This is a genomic window from Vibrio ostreae, from assembly GCF_019226825.1.
In the GTDB taxonomy this organism is placed as follows: Bacteria; Pseudomonadota; Gammaproteobacteria; order Enterobacterales; family Vibrionaceae; genus Vibrio; species Vibrio ostreae.
The window spans coordinates 543,165-561,098 of the sequence record NZ_CP076643.1; the positions used below are offsets into that span (position 1 = coordinate 543,165).

Annotated in this window: 16 protein-coding genes; 9 read left to right on the top strand and 7 right to left on the bottom strand. The window is 49.6% G+C overall.

All coding sequences use genetic code 11. From position 1 onward, the window contains the following. The first annotated feature begins 13 nt into the window (after positions 1-13). Entirely contained in the window at positions 14-832 is an 819-nt protein-coding gene (locus tag KNV97_RS08795; RefSeq protein ID WP_218562904.1) for a pyridoxal phosphatase, read from the top strand. Positions 833-961: 129 nt separating this feature from the next. On the opposite strand, the gene KNV97_RS08800 is transcribed toward KNV97_RS08795, so the two are convergent. From KNV97_RS08800 to KNV97_RS08815, 4 genes are all read right to left on the bottom strand, one after another. Then, positions 962-1,501, bottom strand: coding sequence for a histidine phosphatase family protein (locus KNV97_RS08800; protein WP_218562905.1), 540 nt, complete (start codon positions 1,499-1,501; stop codon positions 962-964). 216 nt (positions 1,502-1,717) lie between these two features. Further along, the gene (locus KNV97_RS08805; protein ID WP_256612707.1) at positions 1,718-2,746 is read right to left on the bottom strand and encodes a TRAP transporter substrate-binding protein; all 1,029 of its coding nucleotides are present in this window, start codon (positions 2,744-2,746) and stop codon (positions 1,718-1,720) included. A 28-nt stretch (positions 2,747-2,774) separates the two neighbouring features. After that, the gene (locus KNV97_RS08810) at positions 2,775-3,725 is read right to left on the bottom strand and encodes a PDR/VanB family oxidoreductase (RefSeq protein WP_218562906.1); all 951 of its coding nucleotides are present in this window, start codon (positions 3,723-3,725) and stop codon (positions 2,775-2,777) included. Between the two features lie 28 nt (positions 3,726-3,753). Next, positions 3,754-4,824, bottom strand: a complete 1,071-nt coding sequence (locus tag KNV97_RS08815; protein ID WP_218562907.1) for an aromatic ring-hydroxylating dioxygenase subunit alpha — start codon at positions 4,822-4,824, stop codon at positions 3,754-3,756. Between the two features lie 269 nt (positions 4,825-5,093). Between KNV97_RS08815 and KNV97_RS08820 the strand changes: the two genes are divergently transcribed. Continuing rightward, positions 5,094-5,801, top strand: coding sequence for a GntR family transcriptional regulator (locus KNV97_RS08820; protein ID WP_218562908.1), 708 nt, complete (start codon positions 5,094-5,096; stop codon positions 5,799-5,801). Between the two features lie 41 nt (positions 5,802-5,842). On the opposite strand, the gene pdxY is transcribed toward KNV97_RS08820, so the two are convergent. Then, positions 5,843-6,700: a pyridoxal kinase PdxY gene (pdxY, locus tag KNV97_RS08825; protein ID WP_218562909.1), complete on the bottom strand. Its 858-nt coding sequence runs from the start codon at positions 6,698-6,700 to the stop codon at positions 5,843-5,845. 420 nt (positions 6,701-7,120) lie between these two features. On the opposite strand from pdxY, the gene KNV97_RS08830 reads away from it, so the two are divergent. Further along, positions 7,121-8,503 (top strand): MFS transporter, encoded by a 1,383-nt coding sequence (locus KNV97_RS08830; protein WP_218562910.1) that lies wholly within the window; start codon positions 7,121-7,123, stop codon positions 8,501-8,503. Positions 8,504-8,638: 135 nt separating this feature from the next. Here the strand turns inward: KNV97_RS08830 and KNV97_RS08835 are convergent, their stop codons facing one another. Then, a complete protein-coding gene (locus tag KNV97_RS08835) occupies positions 8,639-10,354 on the bottom strand; it encodes a S8 family serine peptidase (protein WP_218562911.1) in 1,716 nt (571 codons plus the stop codon). Between the two features lie 333 nt (positions 10,355-10,687). Here KNV97_RS08835 and KNV97_RS08840 point away from each other — a divergent pair, with 333 nt between their 5' ends. Next, on the top strand, positions 10,688-12,193 hold the full coding sequence (locus KNV97_RS08840; protein WP_240798112.1) for an EAL domain-containing protein: 1,506 nt from the start codon (positions 10,688-10,690) through the stop codon (positions 12,191-12,193). A gap of 53 nt (positions 12,194-12,246) precedes the next feature. Here KNV97_RS08840 and KNV97_RS08845 read toward each other — a convergent pair whose 3' ends face one another. Beyond that, positions 12,247-13,719, bottom strand: coding sequence for a mannitol dehydrogenase family protein (locus KNV97_RS08845; RefSeq protein ID WP_218562912.1), 1,473 nt, complete (start codon positions 13,717-13,719; stop codon positions 12,247-12,249). A 199-nt stretch (positions 13,720-13,918) separates the two neighbouring features. Here KNV97_RS08845 and KNV97_RS22135 point away from each other — a divergent pair, with 199 nt between their 5' ends. From KNV97_RS22135 to KNV97_RS08865, 5 genes are all read left to right on the top strand, one after another. Next, positions 13,919-14,434: an enolase-like domain-containing protein gene (locus tag KNV97_RS22135; RefSeq protein ID WP_322972725.1), complete on the top strand. Its 516-nt coding sequence runs from the start codon at positions 13,919-13,921 to the stop codon at positions 14,432-14,434. A 97-nt stretch (positions 14,435-14,531) separates the two neighbouring features. Next, positions 14,532-15,128 carry an enolase C-terminal domain-like protein gene (locus KNV97_RS22140; RefSeq protein ID WP_322972726.1) on the top strand — a complete coding sequence of 199 codons (597 nt, stop codon included), beginning with the start codon at positions 14,532-14,534 and terminating at the stop codon, positions 15,126-15,128. 20 nt (positions 15,129-15,148) lie between these two features. Continuing rightward, positions 15,149-15,829 (top strand): FadR/GntR family transcriptional regulator, encoded by a 681-nt coding sequence (locus KNV97_RS08855; protein ID WP_136483020.1) that lies wholly within the window; start codon positions 15,149-15,151, stop codon positions 15,827-15,829. 9 nt (positions 15,830-15,838) lie between these two features. Continuing rightward, positions 15,839-16,852, top strand: coding sequence for a Zn-dependent oxidoreductase (locus tag KNV97_RS08860; RefSeq protein WP_136483022.1), 1,014 nt, complete (start codon positions 15,839-15,841; stop codon positions 16,850-16,852). A 59-nt stretch (positions 16,853-16,911) separates the two neighbouring features. Next, the gene (locus tag KNV97_RS08865) at positions 16,912-17,865 is read left to right on the top strand and encodes a TRAP transporter substrate-binding protein (RefSeq protein ID WP_206208365.1); all 954 of its coding nucleotides are present in this window, start codon (positions 16,912-16,914) and stop codon (positions 17,863-17,865) included. Positions 17,866-17,934 lie beyond the last annotated feature (69 nt).

A 17,934-nucleotide genomic window follows, 5' to 3' on the forward strand; every position in this document is an offset into this window, starting at 1 on the left:
CAAAGGTGGAACTATGCAGCGTAAATTACTGGCACTGGATCTCGACGGAACCGTATTAACGTCAGACCACACCGTCAGTCCTGCTCTGATTGAAGCGGTAAAATCCATTGCCGAAGTTGCGCATGTGATGATTGTGACCGGACGTCATCACGTGGCTGCGGAACCGTTTTACCGCCAGCTTGGGCTGAACACGCCGATCATCTGTTGCAACGGTACCTACCTGTATGATTTCGGCCAGCAGAAGGTACTGAGCGAGAACTCTATCGCGAAAGATACTGCCGCACAGTTTATTGATTTGTCAGAGCAGCATGATTTGAAAATGGTGATGTATGTCAAAGACGCCATGCTGTATTCCAACCAGCGCCCGATTAACTACATGGAAGACATGCTGACCTGGTCACAGACGTTTCCTGCGCACCAGCGTCCGAATATTCGCCGGGTGGAAGACTTCCGCCAGGAGCTGGCCGCAACCGACTATGTGTGGAAATTTGTGGTAGAAGGCGGTGACGTCGAAACGTTTGCCAACATCGATTTTGTCAGCCAGCACTTTATCGGCGAGCAGTCCTGGGTTGACCGGGTCGATTTTTCTGCCATTGGTAACAGTAAAGGCAATAGGCTGACACGTTACGTTGAACAGCTCGGTATCCCACTTGAAGCCTGTGTTGCTGTGGGTGATAACCACAATGACATCTCGATGCTGTCGAAAGTCGGCCTGGGGATAGCGATGCAAAATGCAGACGACAAAGTCAAACAGCATGCTGACCGGGTAACTGAGCACAATAACAATCACATGACCGGGCTGGCGGATGAGTTAAAAGCGCTGTTTCTGTAAAATCACCACGGGTTCGGAGTCTGGCAACTTATTGTCAGCGGACAAAGAGAAGTTCAGTGAATAAAAACATGTCCAGTGCCTAAAACAAAGGGATGCCTGGTGGCATCCCTTATCGTTGCTAGCGTGTGTCTAGCCGGTGATCATCTCAATAAACTCAAACTGACCATCATGGTATTGGTATTTTAAAATGGCGCAGTTGGGAATCGTCATCGCTGGATCGGCATCCTGATTCCAGTGCAGATGGAACTGCTTACACGCACCGTAATGAGAAACGGCCAGTACGCAGTGGTGATCCTCGTTTTGCATTATCGCGCGGCAGGTATCGACCATACGCTCTCTGACTGCCGTTTTGGACTCGCCGCCAAACTGGACGTAGTGGTGCTCCCGCGTTTCCAGATCCGGGTGCAGATCTTCACTCTCGCCTTCGTAGAGGCCAAAACTGATCTCTTTTAAGCCTTTCAGGCGCTGATACGGCAGGCGATTGCGAGTGGCCAGCTCAGCGGTATCGCAGGCACGTTCTGAGGAGGAGCTATACAGGTGGGTCAGTTCAATCTCATCAAAATAGGCGGCGGCTTGCGATGCCTGCTCAATGCCCAGTTCGGTTAACGGTGAGTCACACCAGCCCTGCATTTTTCTTCTGACATTAAACAGTGTTTGCCCGTGTCTCATCAGGTACAGCACTTTTTCACAGCGAATCCTTAGCTATTCAGCCGATTTTAATCGTGCGCTCTGTTATATCACAGCTGCGAGGTTGGCTGAAGTGAATGACGGTTATCAAGGCCGCTGTTGTTGGCGCTGAGTGCATCGCCACATGACCATCGTGCCGGGGCGATTGTCGAGCGAACACCTTCGAACAACAGGCTGCGAAGGCGTTGCATCTTCGGGTTAGATTGTACAGTCAGGCTGCAACTGGCGGGCGCGGTCATACACGCGTTGGGCCGGCAGGCCTTTTTGTTGCAGGCCATCCAGGTACTGTTGTGTAACCTGCTGCAAAACCGGCTGCCAGGCGGATTTAGATTGTGGATCCATTTCTTGTAGGTGATCGTTGCGTTGGCGAACCTCATTGATGGCTTGCTGATCCAGCTGGTCAAAGATTTTGGCCATATGCTGAGACCACTGATGTCCGGAGTGGCGGTCGATCACTTGCTGTAAATCCTCTGGCAGCTGTTGATACACCCGTTTGTTCATGGTTACCACAAAGCTCAGGCGGTACAGGTTTAACTCGGTATGGTAGGGGGCAATCTCGTTGAGGCGGAAGATTTTTGCGCCATCCCAGGAAATCGCAACGCCCTCTAACACGCCTTTTTCCAGGGCTTCGTAGGTTTCGGGAGCTGGCAGCCCCGTCGGCTGCGCTCCGATACTGTCAAGCAGTTGGCCTACGACGATATTGGGGCGCCGTATCCGCTGCCCCGCCAAATCCTGCGGTAGGACAACAGGCTTATCTTTCATATGAATATGGCCGGGGCCATTGGTATAAACATACAGCGCATGGGTATCGCTATACTCGTTGTTGATTAACCCTTCATCGTACAGGGTCTGGATGATGCAGGAGCCACCTGCTGCGGTATCAACCAGGCCCGGCAGTTCAACAATTTGGGTTAAAGGAAAGCGATTGGCATTGTAGCTCTGGACGGTAGCGGCAATATCAGCAATGTTATGGACTACGGACTGATAGGCACTTGCCGCTTTCGACAGGGTTTGCGCCGGATAAATATCGATTGTAATGCGCTGCCCGGAGTCTTGCTCGACCGCTTTTGCCCAGTCGGCTAATCCCTGGTGGACGGCGGATGTGGATGGCCAAGGGTGGGACATGCGTAAATTATAGTCGGCCGCCGCGGTTTTGGCGGACAGCAAGCTGGCCGAGAGCAGGGTTCCGCCGGCCAGCAGGTAAGAGATCATCTGTTTACTCTTCATAAGGTGCTTCCTGGTTATCAGTATGGGTTTACAGCTCTATGGTCAGAGAGGCCGATTTAGCGCGTGAGCAACAAGGCAGAAACTCCTGATTGCTGGCTTGCTCCTGCGGAGTGAGGTAATGATCACGATGATCCGGCTCGCCTGCCAGCACCCGGGTTATACAAGTGCCGCATACGCCCTCTTCGCACGAGAACGGAACATCCACACCGGCATCGAGCAGTACTTCAAGTACCGTGGAGTGTGCGGGGACGGTGAACGTCTGCCCCGTGTTGGCCAGGTGAAGTTCGAAGGGCTGGTTGTCACTTGAGTTTGCGCACGGGTCAGCGTGAAATAACTCACGGTGCAATCGGGATTCTTCCCATCCCTGTGTTCGTGCACACTCGAATACATAGTCGATGTAGCCCTGTGGGCCACAGACATACAGATTACTGGTTTGAGACTGCTGAGCCAGCACGGCGTGGGCATCCAGACATTGCCCCTCTCTATTGAAATAAAACTGAGTGTGGTGCTGGAGTCCCGAGCTGGTCATCTCCTGATAGAAAGCGGCTTCATCCGGTGATTGTGCTGAATAATGCAGCTCGAAGCTGGCGTCGGTTTCGAGCAGAGCCTGAGCCATACTGAGCAGCGGCGTAATACCAATACCGCCCGCGAACAGCACATGATGTTTGGCCTCATCAGCCAGGTGAAAGACATTTTTTGGCTCACTGATGGTCAGAACGTCTCCCACCTTCAACTGGTCGTGGATCCAGGCTGAGCCGCCACGTGAAGGCTGTTCTAGTTTGACAGCAATCTGGTAGTCATGGTGGGAACTCGGAGAGTGGCATAGTGAGTACTGGCGTATTAGCCCATTGCCGAGATGAAGATCAATGTGCGCACCCGCCTGAAAATTGGGTAAGGTGGGCTGGTCGATGGGGCTTAACGTCAGGCTGATGACATTATGCGCCTGAGGTTGTCTGGCGGTCACTTTTACTTGTTGCATGATAAGTCCTCTGTCTGCGGGGTGTCGCTTAACTGGCATGTGCTTCACACGTGGAGAGAGCGCTCGCAGCCTGGCTGCGTTCTTGTTGCAGCATTTTGTCAATCATGCGTCGTGCCTGAACGCCACCGGCATCAATATCAAGCTTGAGTAACTCACGCTGTGGGTTATCGGATAGGTTGCGTTGCTGACGTTCCAGCATTTCCAAATCTTCACTGAAAATGGTGTGCTGGCCGGCACGGATTTGCTCAGTTAACTGCACATCATCGGTTTTGAAGTTGCGCGCCATGCCCCAGAAATACCACATACTGGTTTCGCTCTCTGGAGTAATAAAGTCGACGACAATACTACCGGCTCTCACATCCTGCGCAGAGTCAAACCCGCCGCACCCGGCCAGTGCCACGCCGACATCAATTAACACGTGGCTTGGCGGAGTAAAACGGCAGATTTGCCAGCGATCTACATCGGCGTTTGGATCCAATCCATTGGCTTCCATGCCCAGTTGCCAGAACGGCGGGGCTTTAACCGACTCCATCATACGTGATGTGGTGACCTGATCTCCTTCTAGACGGGTGCGGACCGGAGCTTCGTCGATCTCCTTCTGGCCAATACTCGACGCATGGACGTAAGTTTCGTGAGTAAGATCCATCAGGTTATCAATCATCAGCTGATAATTGCAGTTGATATGGAACAGGCCGCCGCCATAGGCCCAGTCAGGGCTTTCAGCCCACTCCAGATAAGGAATGTCTGCCGGATCGGCAAGCGCGTTCTCGCCCGGCCAGATCCAGATGAATCCGTGGCGCTCTTCAACCGGGTAAGAACGTACGCACGGAAAGCGAGCTACACGTTGTTTGGGCATTGAGGCGGTTTGGCCGTCCCGGCCCATTCTCAGGCCATGGTAGCCACAGACCAGAAGGCCGTCTTCGACATAGCCCAGCGATAGCGGTGCACCACGATGCGGGCAGAAATCCTGCACCGCAGCGACTCTTCCCTCGTTGTCGCGGTAAAAAGCGATCGCTTCACCGCATATTGTTCTAGCCAGAGGTTGTTGTTCAAGTTCATCAGGAGTACAGGCAACGTACCAGCAGTTTTTAGGATACATAGATGGGTTCCTCATGTTATTTTTATGTTTGTTTTTTGTTTTTTAATTGCTTTATTGGATCCAAAATAGCATTAATATGAGGGTTATCTAGCCAGTTTTGTCAATTTTGGGATCCAATAGGCAGGTTGCGTCGAATGGGCGAGAAACGGGTGAAGTGTTTGTTTGGGTAATCATTTAACTTTCAATTAGTTAAATTTTATGGTGTTGTAAATATTCGCAAAGCAGCGATTCGGCTACGACTAAAGTATGAGTGAAATCAGGAACAACCAATGGCAAATGCAGGGATAGAGGTCATTTCAACTCTCAGACAAATGATTGTCTCTGGGGAGATGGCTCCAGGTGAACGTTTGGCGGAAATCCCCACCGCTGAGCGGCTTGGTGTGTCACGCACTCCAATCCGAATTGCCTTTCGTGCTCTTGAGCAGGAAGGGCTAATCAGTAAGTTGCCCGGCAGAGGCTATCGGGTGCGGCAGATTACCGCAGAATCGGTGGCCGGGGCGATCGCAGTACGCGGTGTGCTGGAGGGATTGGCAGCACGTCAGGCGGCAGAAAAGGGATTGTCAGAAACGCAATTGGCCGGGCTGCAACAATGTCTGAGTATCGGCGATGCAATTTTTTCGAAAGGCTATGTGACTCGCGACGATTTGAACTTATATCACGAGATCAATCAGCAGTTTCATGAGTTGATTCTTGAGGCCAGTGACAACCCGGCTATTGCTTCTTCGCTGCAGCGCAATGAGCATCTGCCGTTTGCTTCGGTCAGTTCATTGACCTTCAATTTTGAGCAAATGGAACAGGAGTTTCGGCGATTTAACTTTGCTAATATGCAACATCATACTGTTGTTGATGCAATCGTTCGCCGGCAAGGCGCGCGAGCAGAAGCGATAATGCGTGAGCATGCCAACGTGACATTAAATTATGCGGAGGTTTTTGCTGAGGATTCACGGCCAGGAAGTAAAGCGCAGAGCACTCGATAGTAGTGTATAACGCGAGTGCTCTGTTGGATGGTCGTTATTGGTTAGGCAATCTTGTCGGTAGCAAAGCTGTGGCTTGGATTGACGATCTCATCCTGGCCCAGCACGGTCATCAGTTCCCACTCGCCATGCGCCTTGGTCACTTCCATTACGCCGTAAACGGCATTGTTGGTATGCGCGAAGGCTTCAAGTGGAGAGCGGCCTTTGACCAGACACGCGGTAAAGATGCCGCTGATCAAATCGCCCACGCCGACCGGAGCTTTGTCAAACGGCAGTTCCGGGCGCTGAATCAGATAACAGCCTTCTTTTGTTGCCAGGATTGAACTGAACATCTCATCGGAAATTGAGTGCAAATGTTTGACCAGCACAATTTTAGGGCCGAGCTCAAGCGCCTTATTACAGGCGGCGATCGCATCGTTCAGTGAGTGAATGTCCATACCGGTAAAGGCGGTCAGTTCAAACTGATTTGGCACAATCACATCAGCGATAGGCATCAGGTTCTGAATTAACTGTTCGGCCACACCGTCTGACACAATACAGCCTTTTTTTGGATCGCCCATGACCGGGTCACACACATACAGCGCGGACTCATTTTGCTGCCTAATTTGTTTGACTGCGTCTGCAACGGCCAGGCATTGCTCGGCGCTGCCCTGGTAGCCGGAAATAACCGCCTGACACTCAGCAAGCTGGCCGATGTTGTTCAGACCTTGGATCAGAGTGGTAATATCATTGGAATCAAAACTCTTCCCGGTAAAGCCTTGCGGGTACTGGGTGTGGTTGGAAAACTGAACCGTGTGAATCGGCCACACTTCTAATCCCATACGTTGAATCGGGAAGACGGCAGAACTGTTGCCGGCATGACCAAATACCACATGACTCTGGATGGATAAGATTCCTTTCATGACTCTCTCTGTTAAATAACGCTATTGACGCAACCTGAAGCGGGTGCAGTGATTTATGGCACCTAAACATACCCTCAAACGCAGTAGTGTCAAACGCTATCTGCATGCTCACGCTATATTGTCTGGTGAACGCCGGCTTTCTCGCTCCGATTGAGCTAAATTGTGGGTAAGGAGTGAGCAAGGTCGGGGAAAATACGTGGAACGACTCAAAGCAACCGTTTGCGCTAAGTTTAGTGCTACGATTGAGGCTAAATGAATATATTTGGCTGGTTCTATTATTTACTTGAAATAAATTCATAACCTTTATGAGTAAACTTACCTTGCTCACTGGCGCACAGCAAGTGAATATGCAGACTTTCGGCCGTATTTATGTCTCAGGTTGTATATCAGCCTTGTTTTGCTTTTTTGAGGATAGCCGCCATGACCCAGTTAGCCGTGGATCCACGCACTCGCATTGACGAGTCACCGATGACCTGGATGCAGGTTGTGATTGTCACCATCACGGTATTGTTCAGTGCTGTGGATGGCTTCGATGTACTGGCAATTAGTGTGTCCGGCTCTGGCATTATGGCGGAGTTTGGCCTCGTTCGCTCAGGGCTTGGCGCCGTGCTGTCGATGGAACTGCTGGGGATGGCGCTGGGTTCTATTGTGCTCGGTGGCGTGGCGGATAAAATCGGCCGTCGAAAAATGGTACTGGGTTGTTTGGCGGTGATGACCAGCGGCATGTGGTTAGTGGCTCACGTTGAGAGTATCGAAATGCTGTGCGCCTGGCGGGTTTACACTGGTCTCGGCATAGGCGGGCTGCTTTCAACCACTAATGCGGTGGTGGCAGAATTTTCCAATAAGAAGCAGCGCGGTTTGTGTATTTCTCTGATGGTGATTGGTTATCCGCTGGGCGGTATCATCTGTGGTCTGATCGGCAGTGTGGTGCTTGAACCGGGTGCGGTGAACTGGCGTGATATGTTTTTAGCCGGCGCGGTGATTTCAGTCGTGATGATCCCGTTCAGCGCTCTGCTACTGCCAGAGTCGGTCGAATGGCTGTGCCGCGTTCAGCCTCAGCAAGCATTGGCACGTGTCAATCAGGCGCTGATAAAAATTGGTCATGCGCCGGTACAAGCGCTGGCATGCAAACCGGCGGCAGAGCACAAAACGTCGATCCTGGATATTTTTTCGCGAAAGTTGCTGGTCGCGACACTGCTGATGACGCTGGCCTACCTGTTTCAGATGATCACTTTCTACTACGTCCTGAAATGGACGCCGACCATAGTGGTGCAGATGGGGATTGGCGCAGCATCCGCCGCTGGTGTACTGTTCTGGGTCAATGTCGGTGGTGTGCTGGGCGGATTGCTGTTTGGTCTGCTTAGTCAAAAAATCGGCCTTAAACCACTGACCATGGCGATTCTGGTCCTGACGTCAGGTGCGGTGACCTTATTTGGCCGCGCGGAGCCGCAGCTCGCGCAGCTCAGTATATTAGCAGCGCTGGCGGGCTTTTTTGCCAACGCGGGGGTGTCGGGCATTTACACTCTGGTGGCGTATGTCTTTCCGACTCATGTTCGCGCGACCGGTACCGGCTTTGTAATTGGTGTTGGCCGTGCGGGCGCTATTATCGCGCCGTGGCTGGCGGGTATTCTGATGCAGCAAGGGCTGGATGATGGTAGCGGCTTAACAGAAGTATTGTCCTATGTGGCCTTGCTGATGGGGCTCTGTTCGTTGCTCGCTGCAGCAGCGCTGTTGTTTCTTCCATATCACCAGCGGGCAGACAGCGCCCGGCAAAGTCAGGCGGAACTGGTTGAAACCGTCTGATTCAATATGAGCAAAGCCTCATTAAAGGGAGGCTTTGTGGTTTGCAGGTGGTGGTTGTTTGCATGTGTTAGTTGGTTGCCGAAGCTAATTGTCTGCAGAAGTTAATTGTCTGCAGAAGTTAATCGGCTGCGACGGCTATGGGAATGAGACACATCGTTCGGTCTCGCTCCAACTGGTGGCGCTGCTGGCGATGTTCGTGACACAGAAACTGAATGTGATGCTGCCTTTTGCTGAGTATTGTGATGTAAACACGGCATTACCGGCACTGTCAGTCACCTGTGTGACGGATGTGTGGCTGTCGACGTCAAAATCGCCTTGCACCACCGCGCCGTTGACCGGATGACCCAGATTATCTCTGACGGTGACAGTAACCCGCCCCTGTTTGCTGCCTTTGCCAGCATTGACGGTTTCTGCCAGGATGGCAGTGACAGAGTGGGTTTCGGCGATGATCGGAGCTGAGCCGTAGTTTAATGCAGCCAGCAAGTTGACCCGGCCATAGATTGACCAGGCATGAAAGTTTTGACCGAGCGCTCCAATCGGATCGGCACTGCCTTCAATTGCGGCGCGAATCTGCGCGTTAGTTAACTGCGGATACTGAGCGGCCATCACTGCGGCAACACCTGCCACGTGGGGTGCGGCCATCGAGGTGCCGGATTTATAATCGTAACAGTCACTCGGGTCATCAGCAGGTTGACCACAAGCACCACCCGGAACAGTAGATAAGATAGCGGTTCCCGGTGCCAGAACCGATACCCAGTGACCAAAAGTGGAGTAGGCGGCCAGATTGTCATGATAGTCCGTTGCGCCAACAGCGATCACTTCATCATAGCCGGCAGGATAATAGACCTCTGATGAATAAGCATTACCTGCGGCACCAATGATCACCAGCCCTTGGTCCCAGGCATATTTAATCGCCGTGCCCAAGGTTGACGATACTTCCGTCCCGGCCAGGCTGATATTGATGACTCTGTACAACCCGGAGTCAGCAACATAAGTCAGTGCGCTCGCGACATCCGCATCCTCGCACTGGCTGATGATAATACCAAGCCACGCTAAGCTGATGTCTTCCCAACATACTTTCATCGCACCAATTTTTGCTTGCGGTGCAACGCCAGCGATGCCGATGCCATTGTTTGTGGTTGCAGCAATAATACCAGCGACATGAGTACCGTGGCCGAGAACGTCTTCCGGGCCGGAACCATGAGAGGTAACGAAGTTGATTTCTTCAATACACTTACCGGCTAAATCAAGGTGAGCACAGGTGACACCACTGTCAATTACCGCCACCGCGACCTCAGCCTGGTTGTTTGCTGCGGCCCAGCCCTCCGGTGCGTTAATGTCTGCATCAGGTGTGGCCTGATAAGCAGGAACAATTAAATTTCCTAACGCATCTGCTACGGCGCCAAACGCCTGACCTGTGTTGTGAAGGCCATACTGTTGATCAAAGTTGTTGCTGATTCCCAAGCCGGGCTCGCTACCTTCGTTGGTGGCGGGGAAATAGAGCGGCCGAACATAGTTAGGTTCTGCGTAGACAACATTGGGATTGTTGCTGTACAGCGCAATGGCAGCGGAGACCGATCCTTTGGGGACTTGCACCACATCAACGCCAATGGATTCAATGCGTTTTCTCACGTTGCCCTGAGCTTGAGTATGGGCTGAACGTCTCTCATCCGCTGCCGAGCCGGGCTTAAACTTTACCAGTACAGTGTCTTCAGAGGCTCTGGTCTGCAATGCCTGAGCTCGGGTCTGCAATGCCTGAAATGGTTGGGCGGCTTGAATACACATAGGTAGCATAGCCAAGGTCAGTGCCATCCAGAGTGAACGGGGGAGTCTGAAAGCGCGAGAAACCATAAGTCATCCTTAGCTTAATTTTTACAATTATGGCAATTGTCCAGCGTCATAGCGGGAAAAGACGCAAGTATTATTGGTTAACTTTAGACACTGAAGATGGCTTATTCGAACCGATTTTAGCGCCGACAACTGCTGTTGTGGCGAAAGTTCCCCTAATTCAGATAATTAAGTAACAATTCTATCATTAATTATTTTTTTATCCGGATTCTCGGTCACCGTTGCTGGACGGAATATGATTGGCACGTTCATCATGTTTGTGATTGACCGCAATATCATTTATCGAAAAATCAACTACATTGATGATTCTAATCGCCGTACTTATTTAGGATTTCAGTGAACAAATTCGCATTTAAAGGACTGTTGTTTTCGTTGTTCATGGTCGCGATACTGTCTGTGGTGACTTTTATGGCGTATCAGGTTCAGCAGGAAAAGCAGCAAGAATTTGCGCAGGACATGCTGGAAAACTCGGAGCTGGTGACCTCGCAGGTGATTGCGGTGCTGGCAGAGGCCGATGCACTGGGCGGAGGGGGTTGCGAAGAAGAGAATCTTAATGTGCTCAGAAAGTTGGTACACAAAAACTCAGAAATCTATGACATGGGTTATATCAATGGTATTCAGGTTTCCTGCACGGCGAACTGGGGGACTTTTACACCCATAGAGATAGAGGCCAAAGAGGTATCCGCTTTTAAGGGTTATCGTTTCTATTCTGATGCGTCCAATCTGTTTGAGCTGGATGATAAATACAATATCACGATACTGAACAACGTTTTTACCGTCAGTCTGGCGACGCCTTATACACGTAAAGTGCGTCAGATGCCGGATTTTGAGTTTGATGTTACCTCGTCCAGAAATAATCACGTTTTCATTGCTTATTCTCCTCCTAATCTTGATGGTGAACAGTTCGGAATTGACTTAGATACCAACATCTGCAGCCAGAAATACAGTTACTGCGTGAATACCCATAATCCTAACGCAGGGCTGTTTTTCTACTCCGGCAAAGTGATTTTGGGCGTTACCGTGATTTGTGGGCTGTTTTGCTGGTTACTGACTTATTCATTCTGCGCGTTTTTGCAGAGGCGCAATGCGATGGAAGTGCGCTTTCGTCAGGCGCTCAGGCAGCAGACACTTTATATGGAGTATCAGCCGATAGTTTCCGTTGCCGACAACCAAATCATCGCGGTGGAAAGTTTGGTGCGCTGGGAAGACAAGGTGTTCGGTAAAGTGTCTCCGGAGCTGTTTATCGGTATTGCGGAAAAGCTTGCCTTGTATCCGCGGCTGGCTTACTTCACCGCCCAGAGAGCCATTATTGAAATGACGCCCGTATTAAAACAGCTGCCGTACTTTTCTGTTAGCATCAATATTGGCACATTTGAAATTCAGGATACGAGATTTTTGCCATTTCTTAAGCACTTGGTCGATGAACAAGGCATCTTGCCCGAACAGCTTAAAATTGAAATTACCGAACGTATTGCTGTGCCACTTAAAGAACTGGCTGATTTTTCCGAACAGGCCCGGGCAATGGGTTTTATGGTTGTACTGGATGATTTTGGCACCGGCGTATCGAATCTGGTGTGGCTGACCGAAATCGACTTTGATTACATTAAAGTTGACCGGGTATTTGTTAATGCACTGAACTACGATCTGAAAAAGGACATGGTGTCACCGGTTATGGAATTGGTGACCAGTCTGCAAAAAGAAGTGGTGTTTGAAGGCGTTGAAACTGAACGTGAATACCAGATGATACAAAAGCATTGCCCGACCGCATTTATCCAGGGCTGGTATTTTTATAAATCGATGCCTTTTTATGAGCTGAATAAGTTGCTCAATCGTTATGGATAACGCAGGAAGAATCATATTTGTCTTCCTGCGTTGCCTTAATCGTATTGCTACTGTTAGAACCGTTGAGGGCGTTCAGAATTCTGTGTCGCTTTAATTAACTCTGATACGGCGCGTTTTGCCCCTATCAATTCAACCCGTTGATAGGCTTGCGTCACAGCATCAACAAACTGGTATTCAGCTGGCAGCTCACTACCAAAGATTGCAGGTATGTCTAACAGAGTTCTTACTCTCGCGACCTCGTTGTTACAGCTGTGGAAACGGTTATAAAGTTCTTCAGCTTTAGGATCTCGCACATCAATTCGTTGTCCTTTTTCATCCACTCCGCCGACATATTTGATCCAGGCAGCGATAGCGAGTGCAAGATACGGATATTCAGATTGGTGTGTAATATGCCAGGATACAGATTCTAGCATTCGCTGTGGTAGCTTTTGGCTGCCATCCATCGCAATTTGCCAGGTACGATGTTTGATGTTTGGATTGCTGTAACGTTCAATCAGGGATTGCGCGTAGGCTTGCAGATCAACCTGTTGACCTATAGACAGTGTTGGTGCTTGTTCTGCCATCATCAGATTGTAGGCTGCCTGTTTAAATTCACTATCTTGCATACAGTCTGAGATATGCTCATAGCCTGCCAGATATCCCAGGTAAGCAAGAAATGAATGCGAGCCGTTGAGCATGCGCAGTTTCATCTCTTCGTAGGGAAGGACATCATTAACCAGTTCAACCCCGACTTTTTCCCACTCCGGGCGGCCAGCTGCAAAGTTGTCTTCTATTACCCATTGTCTGAAGGGTTCACAAATAATACCGCATGGTTCATGTTCTCCCACCAGGCTATCGATTTCCGCTTGTGCTTCTTCACTAAGCGCAGGAACGATTCGGTCCACCATGGTCGACGGGAAGGCAATGTGGTCTTGGATCCAGAGTGCGAGTTGAGGATCAACGATTTGGGCAAAGTCGACTATCGCATTTTGAGTTTTACGGCCGTTCTCCGGCATGTTATCGCACGACATCACACTAATCGGAGTCAGGTTACGCTCCATACGTCGTTTTAAACCCTGAACGATGCAACCAATAGCGGACTTTGGCTTATTAAAATTGTCCAGGTCAATTTTAATAAATGGGTTGTTTGTATCGAGACGTTCACTATGCAGATCAATGCCATAGCCTTTTTCGGTGATAGTGATTGAGACTATGCATGTCTCTGGCGCAGCAATCTTTTCGATGATTTTCTCGTGGCCATCGAGTTTCAGATGTAAAGACTCACATACTGAACCGACAGTCTTGATACTAGGACCGTTGACCCCCTTCTCAACTACAGTAAATATATGATTTTGTTGCCTTAAATTCTCTATTAGCTTGTCTCCACCCAATAAACTGATTTCACAGTACCCCCAGTCGGATTGACTGATTTGTGCCAGCTCATCTGCAAAGAGAGCCTGGTGCGCACGGTGGAAAGCGCCAAATCCAATGTGGACGATTTTGGGCTTTAACTGACTTCTTGAATATAGGTTATGGAATACAGGCATAACGGTTCTCTGATACGTTGTTGGGAAAGTCACTCTATTTTGACCTGAGAACCTTAAAAAAGTGTGATCCAATTTGTAAAAATTGTACAGACCAATTTTGTTAAATTGGAATTACAGCTTGGATCACAAAATAAACCAAGATTTATCGCTTTAATAACATCTGTTGATAGAAACTCATGTTGATGGCCAGGAGAATGAAATGAAAATTACCAATGCCAAGGTGATTGTCTGTAGCCCAGGAAGAAACTTTGTCACGTTGAAGATTGAAACGGACGAGGGCATCTATGGATTGGGAGATGCAACGGTAAACGGCAGAGAGTTGGTGGTAGCGAAGTATCTCGAAGAGTATGTCATTCCTTCTTTGATTGGTCGCGACGCCGGGCGTATTGAAGATATCTGGCAATTTTTCTACCGCGGTTATTACTGGAAGAAAGGTGTGATCGACATGTCAGCACTAGCCGCAGTCGATATGGCGCTATGGGATATCAAAGCGAAAGCGGCTGGCATGCCACTTTACCAGTTACTCGGTGGCAAAAGCCGGGAGTACATCAATGTTTATACCCATGTTAATGGTGAAACCGTTGACGATGTTTTAGAGGGATTTGCTGCTGCGCTGGAGAAAGGCTACAAGTTCATCCGCATTCAATGTGGTGTGCCTGGTTTGGCGAAAACCTACGGAGTGTCTAAGAAGGGGGGAGGCATACGAACCTGCTAATGCCAGCCTGCCGGAAGAGCAGGTTTGGGACACCACCAAATATTTCAATAGTGTTGAAACCGTATTCAAAGCGGTACGTGAAAAATTTGGTTATGGCGTGGAATTGCTGACTGACGTCCATCATCGTCTGACGCCAATCGAAGCTGCCCGATTGGGCAAAATGCTTGAACCCTACCGTCTGTTCTGGATGGAAGACGCGACGCCGATTGATAACCAGGAAGCATTCAAACTGATTCGTCAGCATACCACCACTAAGTTGGCGGTAGGCGAAGTGACCAGTTCAATTTTTGATGTCAAAGATTTGATCACTAACCAGCTGGTCGATTATATCCGCACCACTATCGTTCATGGTGGCGGGATTACCCACGTCAGACAAATAGCCCAACTGGCCTCTTTGTACCAGATTAAAACGGGTTTTCACGGTGCGACCGATTTGTCTCCGATCACCATGGGATGTGCGTTGCACTTAGGCACTGCAATCAATAACTTTGGTATTCAGGAACATATGGCACATTGCGATGTGACCGAATCTGTCTTTACTCATGCTTACCAGTTTGATCACGGTACATTCCAGCCTGGAGAAGTTCCGGGGCATGGCGTAGACATCAATGAAGCACTTGCCGCAAAATACCCATACAAGAGAGCGAGTTTGCCTGTAAACCGCTTGGAGGATGGCACACTTCATCCATGGTAACCAAATGAGGCACAGTAACGGTGAGTGAACGTTTATATATAAAAATTGCGACTGACATTTTAGCTCAGATTAAGCAAGGGGTGATTACGGTCGGTGAACGTATTCCGCCTGAGCGAAAGCTGGCTGATGAACTCGGTGTGAGTCGCACTGTTATCCGCGAAGCGATGGTATATCTGGAGTTACTCGGAGTCGCAGAAATAAGAAAGGGCTCAGGAGTTTATGTGATCCATGAAGAGCCGATTCATTTACCAAAAGAGCTTCCGGATGTTACGCCGTTTGAAGTGACTGAAGCACGACGCGTTCTGGAATCCCAATTGGCGGCTATTGCCGCTGAAAAGGCCAGTGATGGCTTGATTCAAGAATTGGAACAATGCGTGATTTTGATGGAATCGGCCAAGCGTTTCTCCCGGCCGGAACTACGCAAAAGTGCCTCGGTTGATGCGGATATGCAATTTCATGTGCTGATTGCTCAAGCCAGTGAGAACCCGTTGCTGATCAAGTTCCATGCGGAACTTATGCAGAATCATATGGGAGGCGAGATGTGGGCCCGTTTGAATATCATGGCGGACGAGCCCGCAGAACGCGGAGTCTGGACTGACGATCATCGCAAAGTATTAGAAGCGATTAAGGCGCACGATCCCGAGGCGGCTTACAACGCAATGCAGAATCACCTAAATAATGTGATTTCTGAAATAACGTAGGACAACTGTATGAAATCTCTTGTTATTCAAAAACCGAATCAATTCCAGATGGTGGACAAGGTTCAACCGGAATGTGGGGCGGATGAGGTCGTAGTTAAAGTGGCATATGCGGGGGTTTGTGGCTCAGACATGCATATTCTGCATGGCAACAACCCGTTTGTGGTTTATCCGAGAATCAGTGGTCACGAATTTTCTGGTGTGGTTGCTGAACTAGGTAACGATGTGTCGGGACTGGCTATAGGCGATCACGTCGTGGTTGATCCGGTCATTAACTGTGGCCACTGCCGCCCATGTCGTAACGGCCGTGCCAACAGTTGCCTGAATCTGCAGGTTATTGGTGTTCATCGCGATGGTGGTTTCTCTGAATATCAAGTCGTTCCAGCCGGTAATGTTTATCCGATTTCCAACAAAATTCCATTGAAGCAGGCAGCCTTGGTTGAGCCTTACACTATAGCCGCTAACGTATTTGAACGCCTCAGACCTTGCGATGGCGACAGCGTGCTTATCTATGGTTCGGGTGTGATTGGCCTGACTCTGGTGCAAGTAGCAAAAGTGCTTGGCATTCCGTCGATTGTGGTTGACATCGTGGATGAGAAGTTAGCGGTGGCGAAGCAGCTGGGTGCTGAGCATGTCATCAACTCTAAAAAGCAGGATGTCGAAGCTGTAGTGATGGAATTGACCGGCGGCGAGGGAGTTCCGTTGATTGCTGATGCCGCTTGTATTCCATCTCTGGTACCGCAAATCCTGCGTCTGGCTGCTCCAGCTGGCTCCATTTGTCTGCTTGGTTTCTTGTCTGAGCCAAGTGAGTTGATGCAAATGGAAGTGATTAAGAAAGAGCTGACGATTGTGGGGTCACGTCTGAATAACAAAATGTTTGCCAAAGTGATCCCATGGATTGAATCAGGGCAGTTGAATACTGAGGCTATCGTTAGTCATGAATTTGCTTTTAGCGAGTTCTCTGAAGCGGTCAAACAGTTAGAAAACTCGCCGGAATCTACGCGTAAAGTCATCTTAGCGTTTTAAATCCACCGATACCCTACACATTAAAATATAACTATATAGAGGCAATAACGATGAAACTTATGACCAAAGCTTCCTTGCTTGCTCTGTCTGTGCTGTCGACGTCAGCATTCGCGGCAGACTACACACTGAAACTTGGCCACGTTGCCAATGAAGCACACGTATGGCACCAGGCATTCGTGCATTTCGCCGATACTGTTAATGAAAAGTCAAACGGCAGACTCAACATTGATATTTACCCAAACTCCCAGTTGGGTGCGGAACGTGATGTGATAAGTGGTATCCAACTTGGCACAGTGGATATGACCATGAGTGGTGAAACTCTGCAAAACTGGGCGCCTAAAGCCGCTCTTCTGGCCGTGCCTTACGCTATTCGTGACAGTGAACATATGGCGAAAGTCGCCAATGGCGAGATTGGTCATGAGATTGAAAAGCAGATCACTGAACGCACCGGTTTAGTTCCTATTACCTGGTTTGAACGTGGCGCACGTAACCTGACGTCGAACAAACCTGTGACCACGCCGGCGGATTTAAAAGGGATGACACTGCGTGTTCCTAATGTGCCAATTTTTGTTTCGACCTGGAGTGCTTTAGGTGCTAAACCGACGCCGATGGCATTTAGTGAAGTCTTTACCGCTTTGCAGCAGGGCACGGTGCATGGTCAGGAAAACCCATTGTCTCTGATCCAGAGTGCTTCTTTCTTCGAAGTACAAAAATATGTCAATAAAACTGAGCACGTGCGCAGTTGGATCTATGTGTTAATCGGCAAGCGTCAGTTGGACAAGCTGCCACAGGATCTGCAGACTATTTTGCTTGACAGTGCGAAAGAGATGCATACCTACGAGCATAAACTCGCGGTAGAGGCAGAAGCGAAACTGATCGATGAACTCAAAGCCGAAGGTATGCAGTTCCATGAGGTTGACCTAGAAAAATTCCGTGAGTTGGCTATCCCAGCGGTGAAAAACAGCCTGAAAGGTGATGTATTAGCGCTGTTTGAACAGATTCAAAAGCTGTAATTTCCGCTTTAAGCAAAGGGGGGAGCCTGGCTCCCCCCCAATACGGAACACTGGGGTAGAGTATGGACG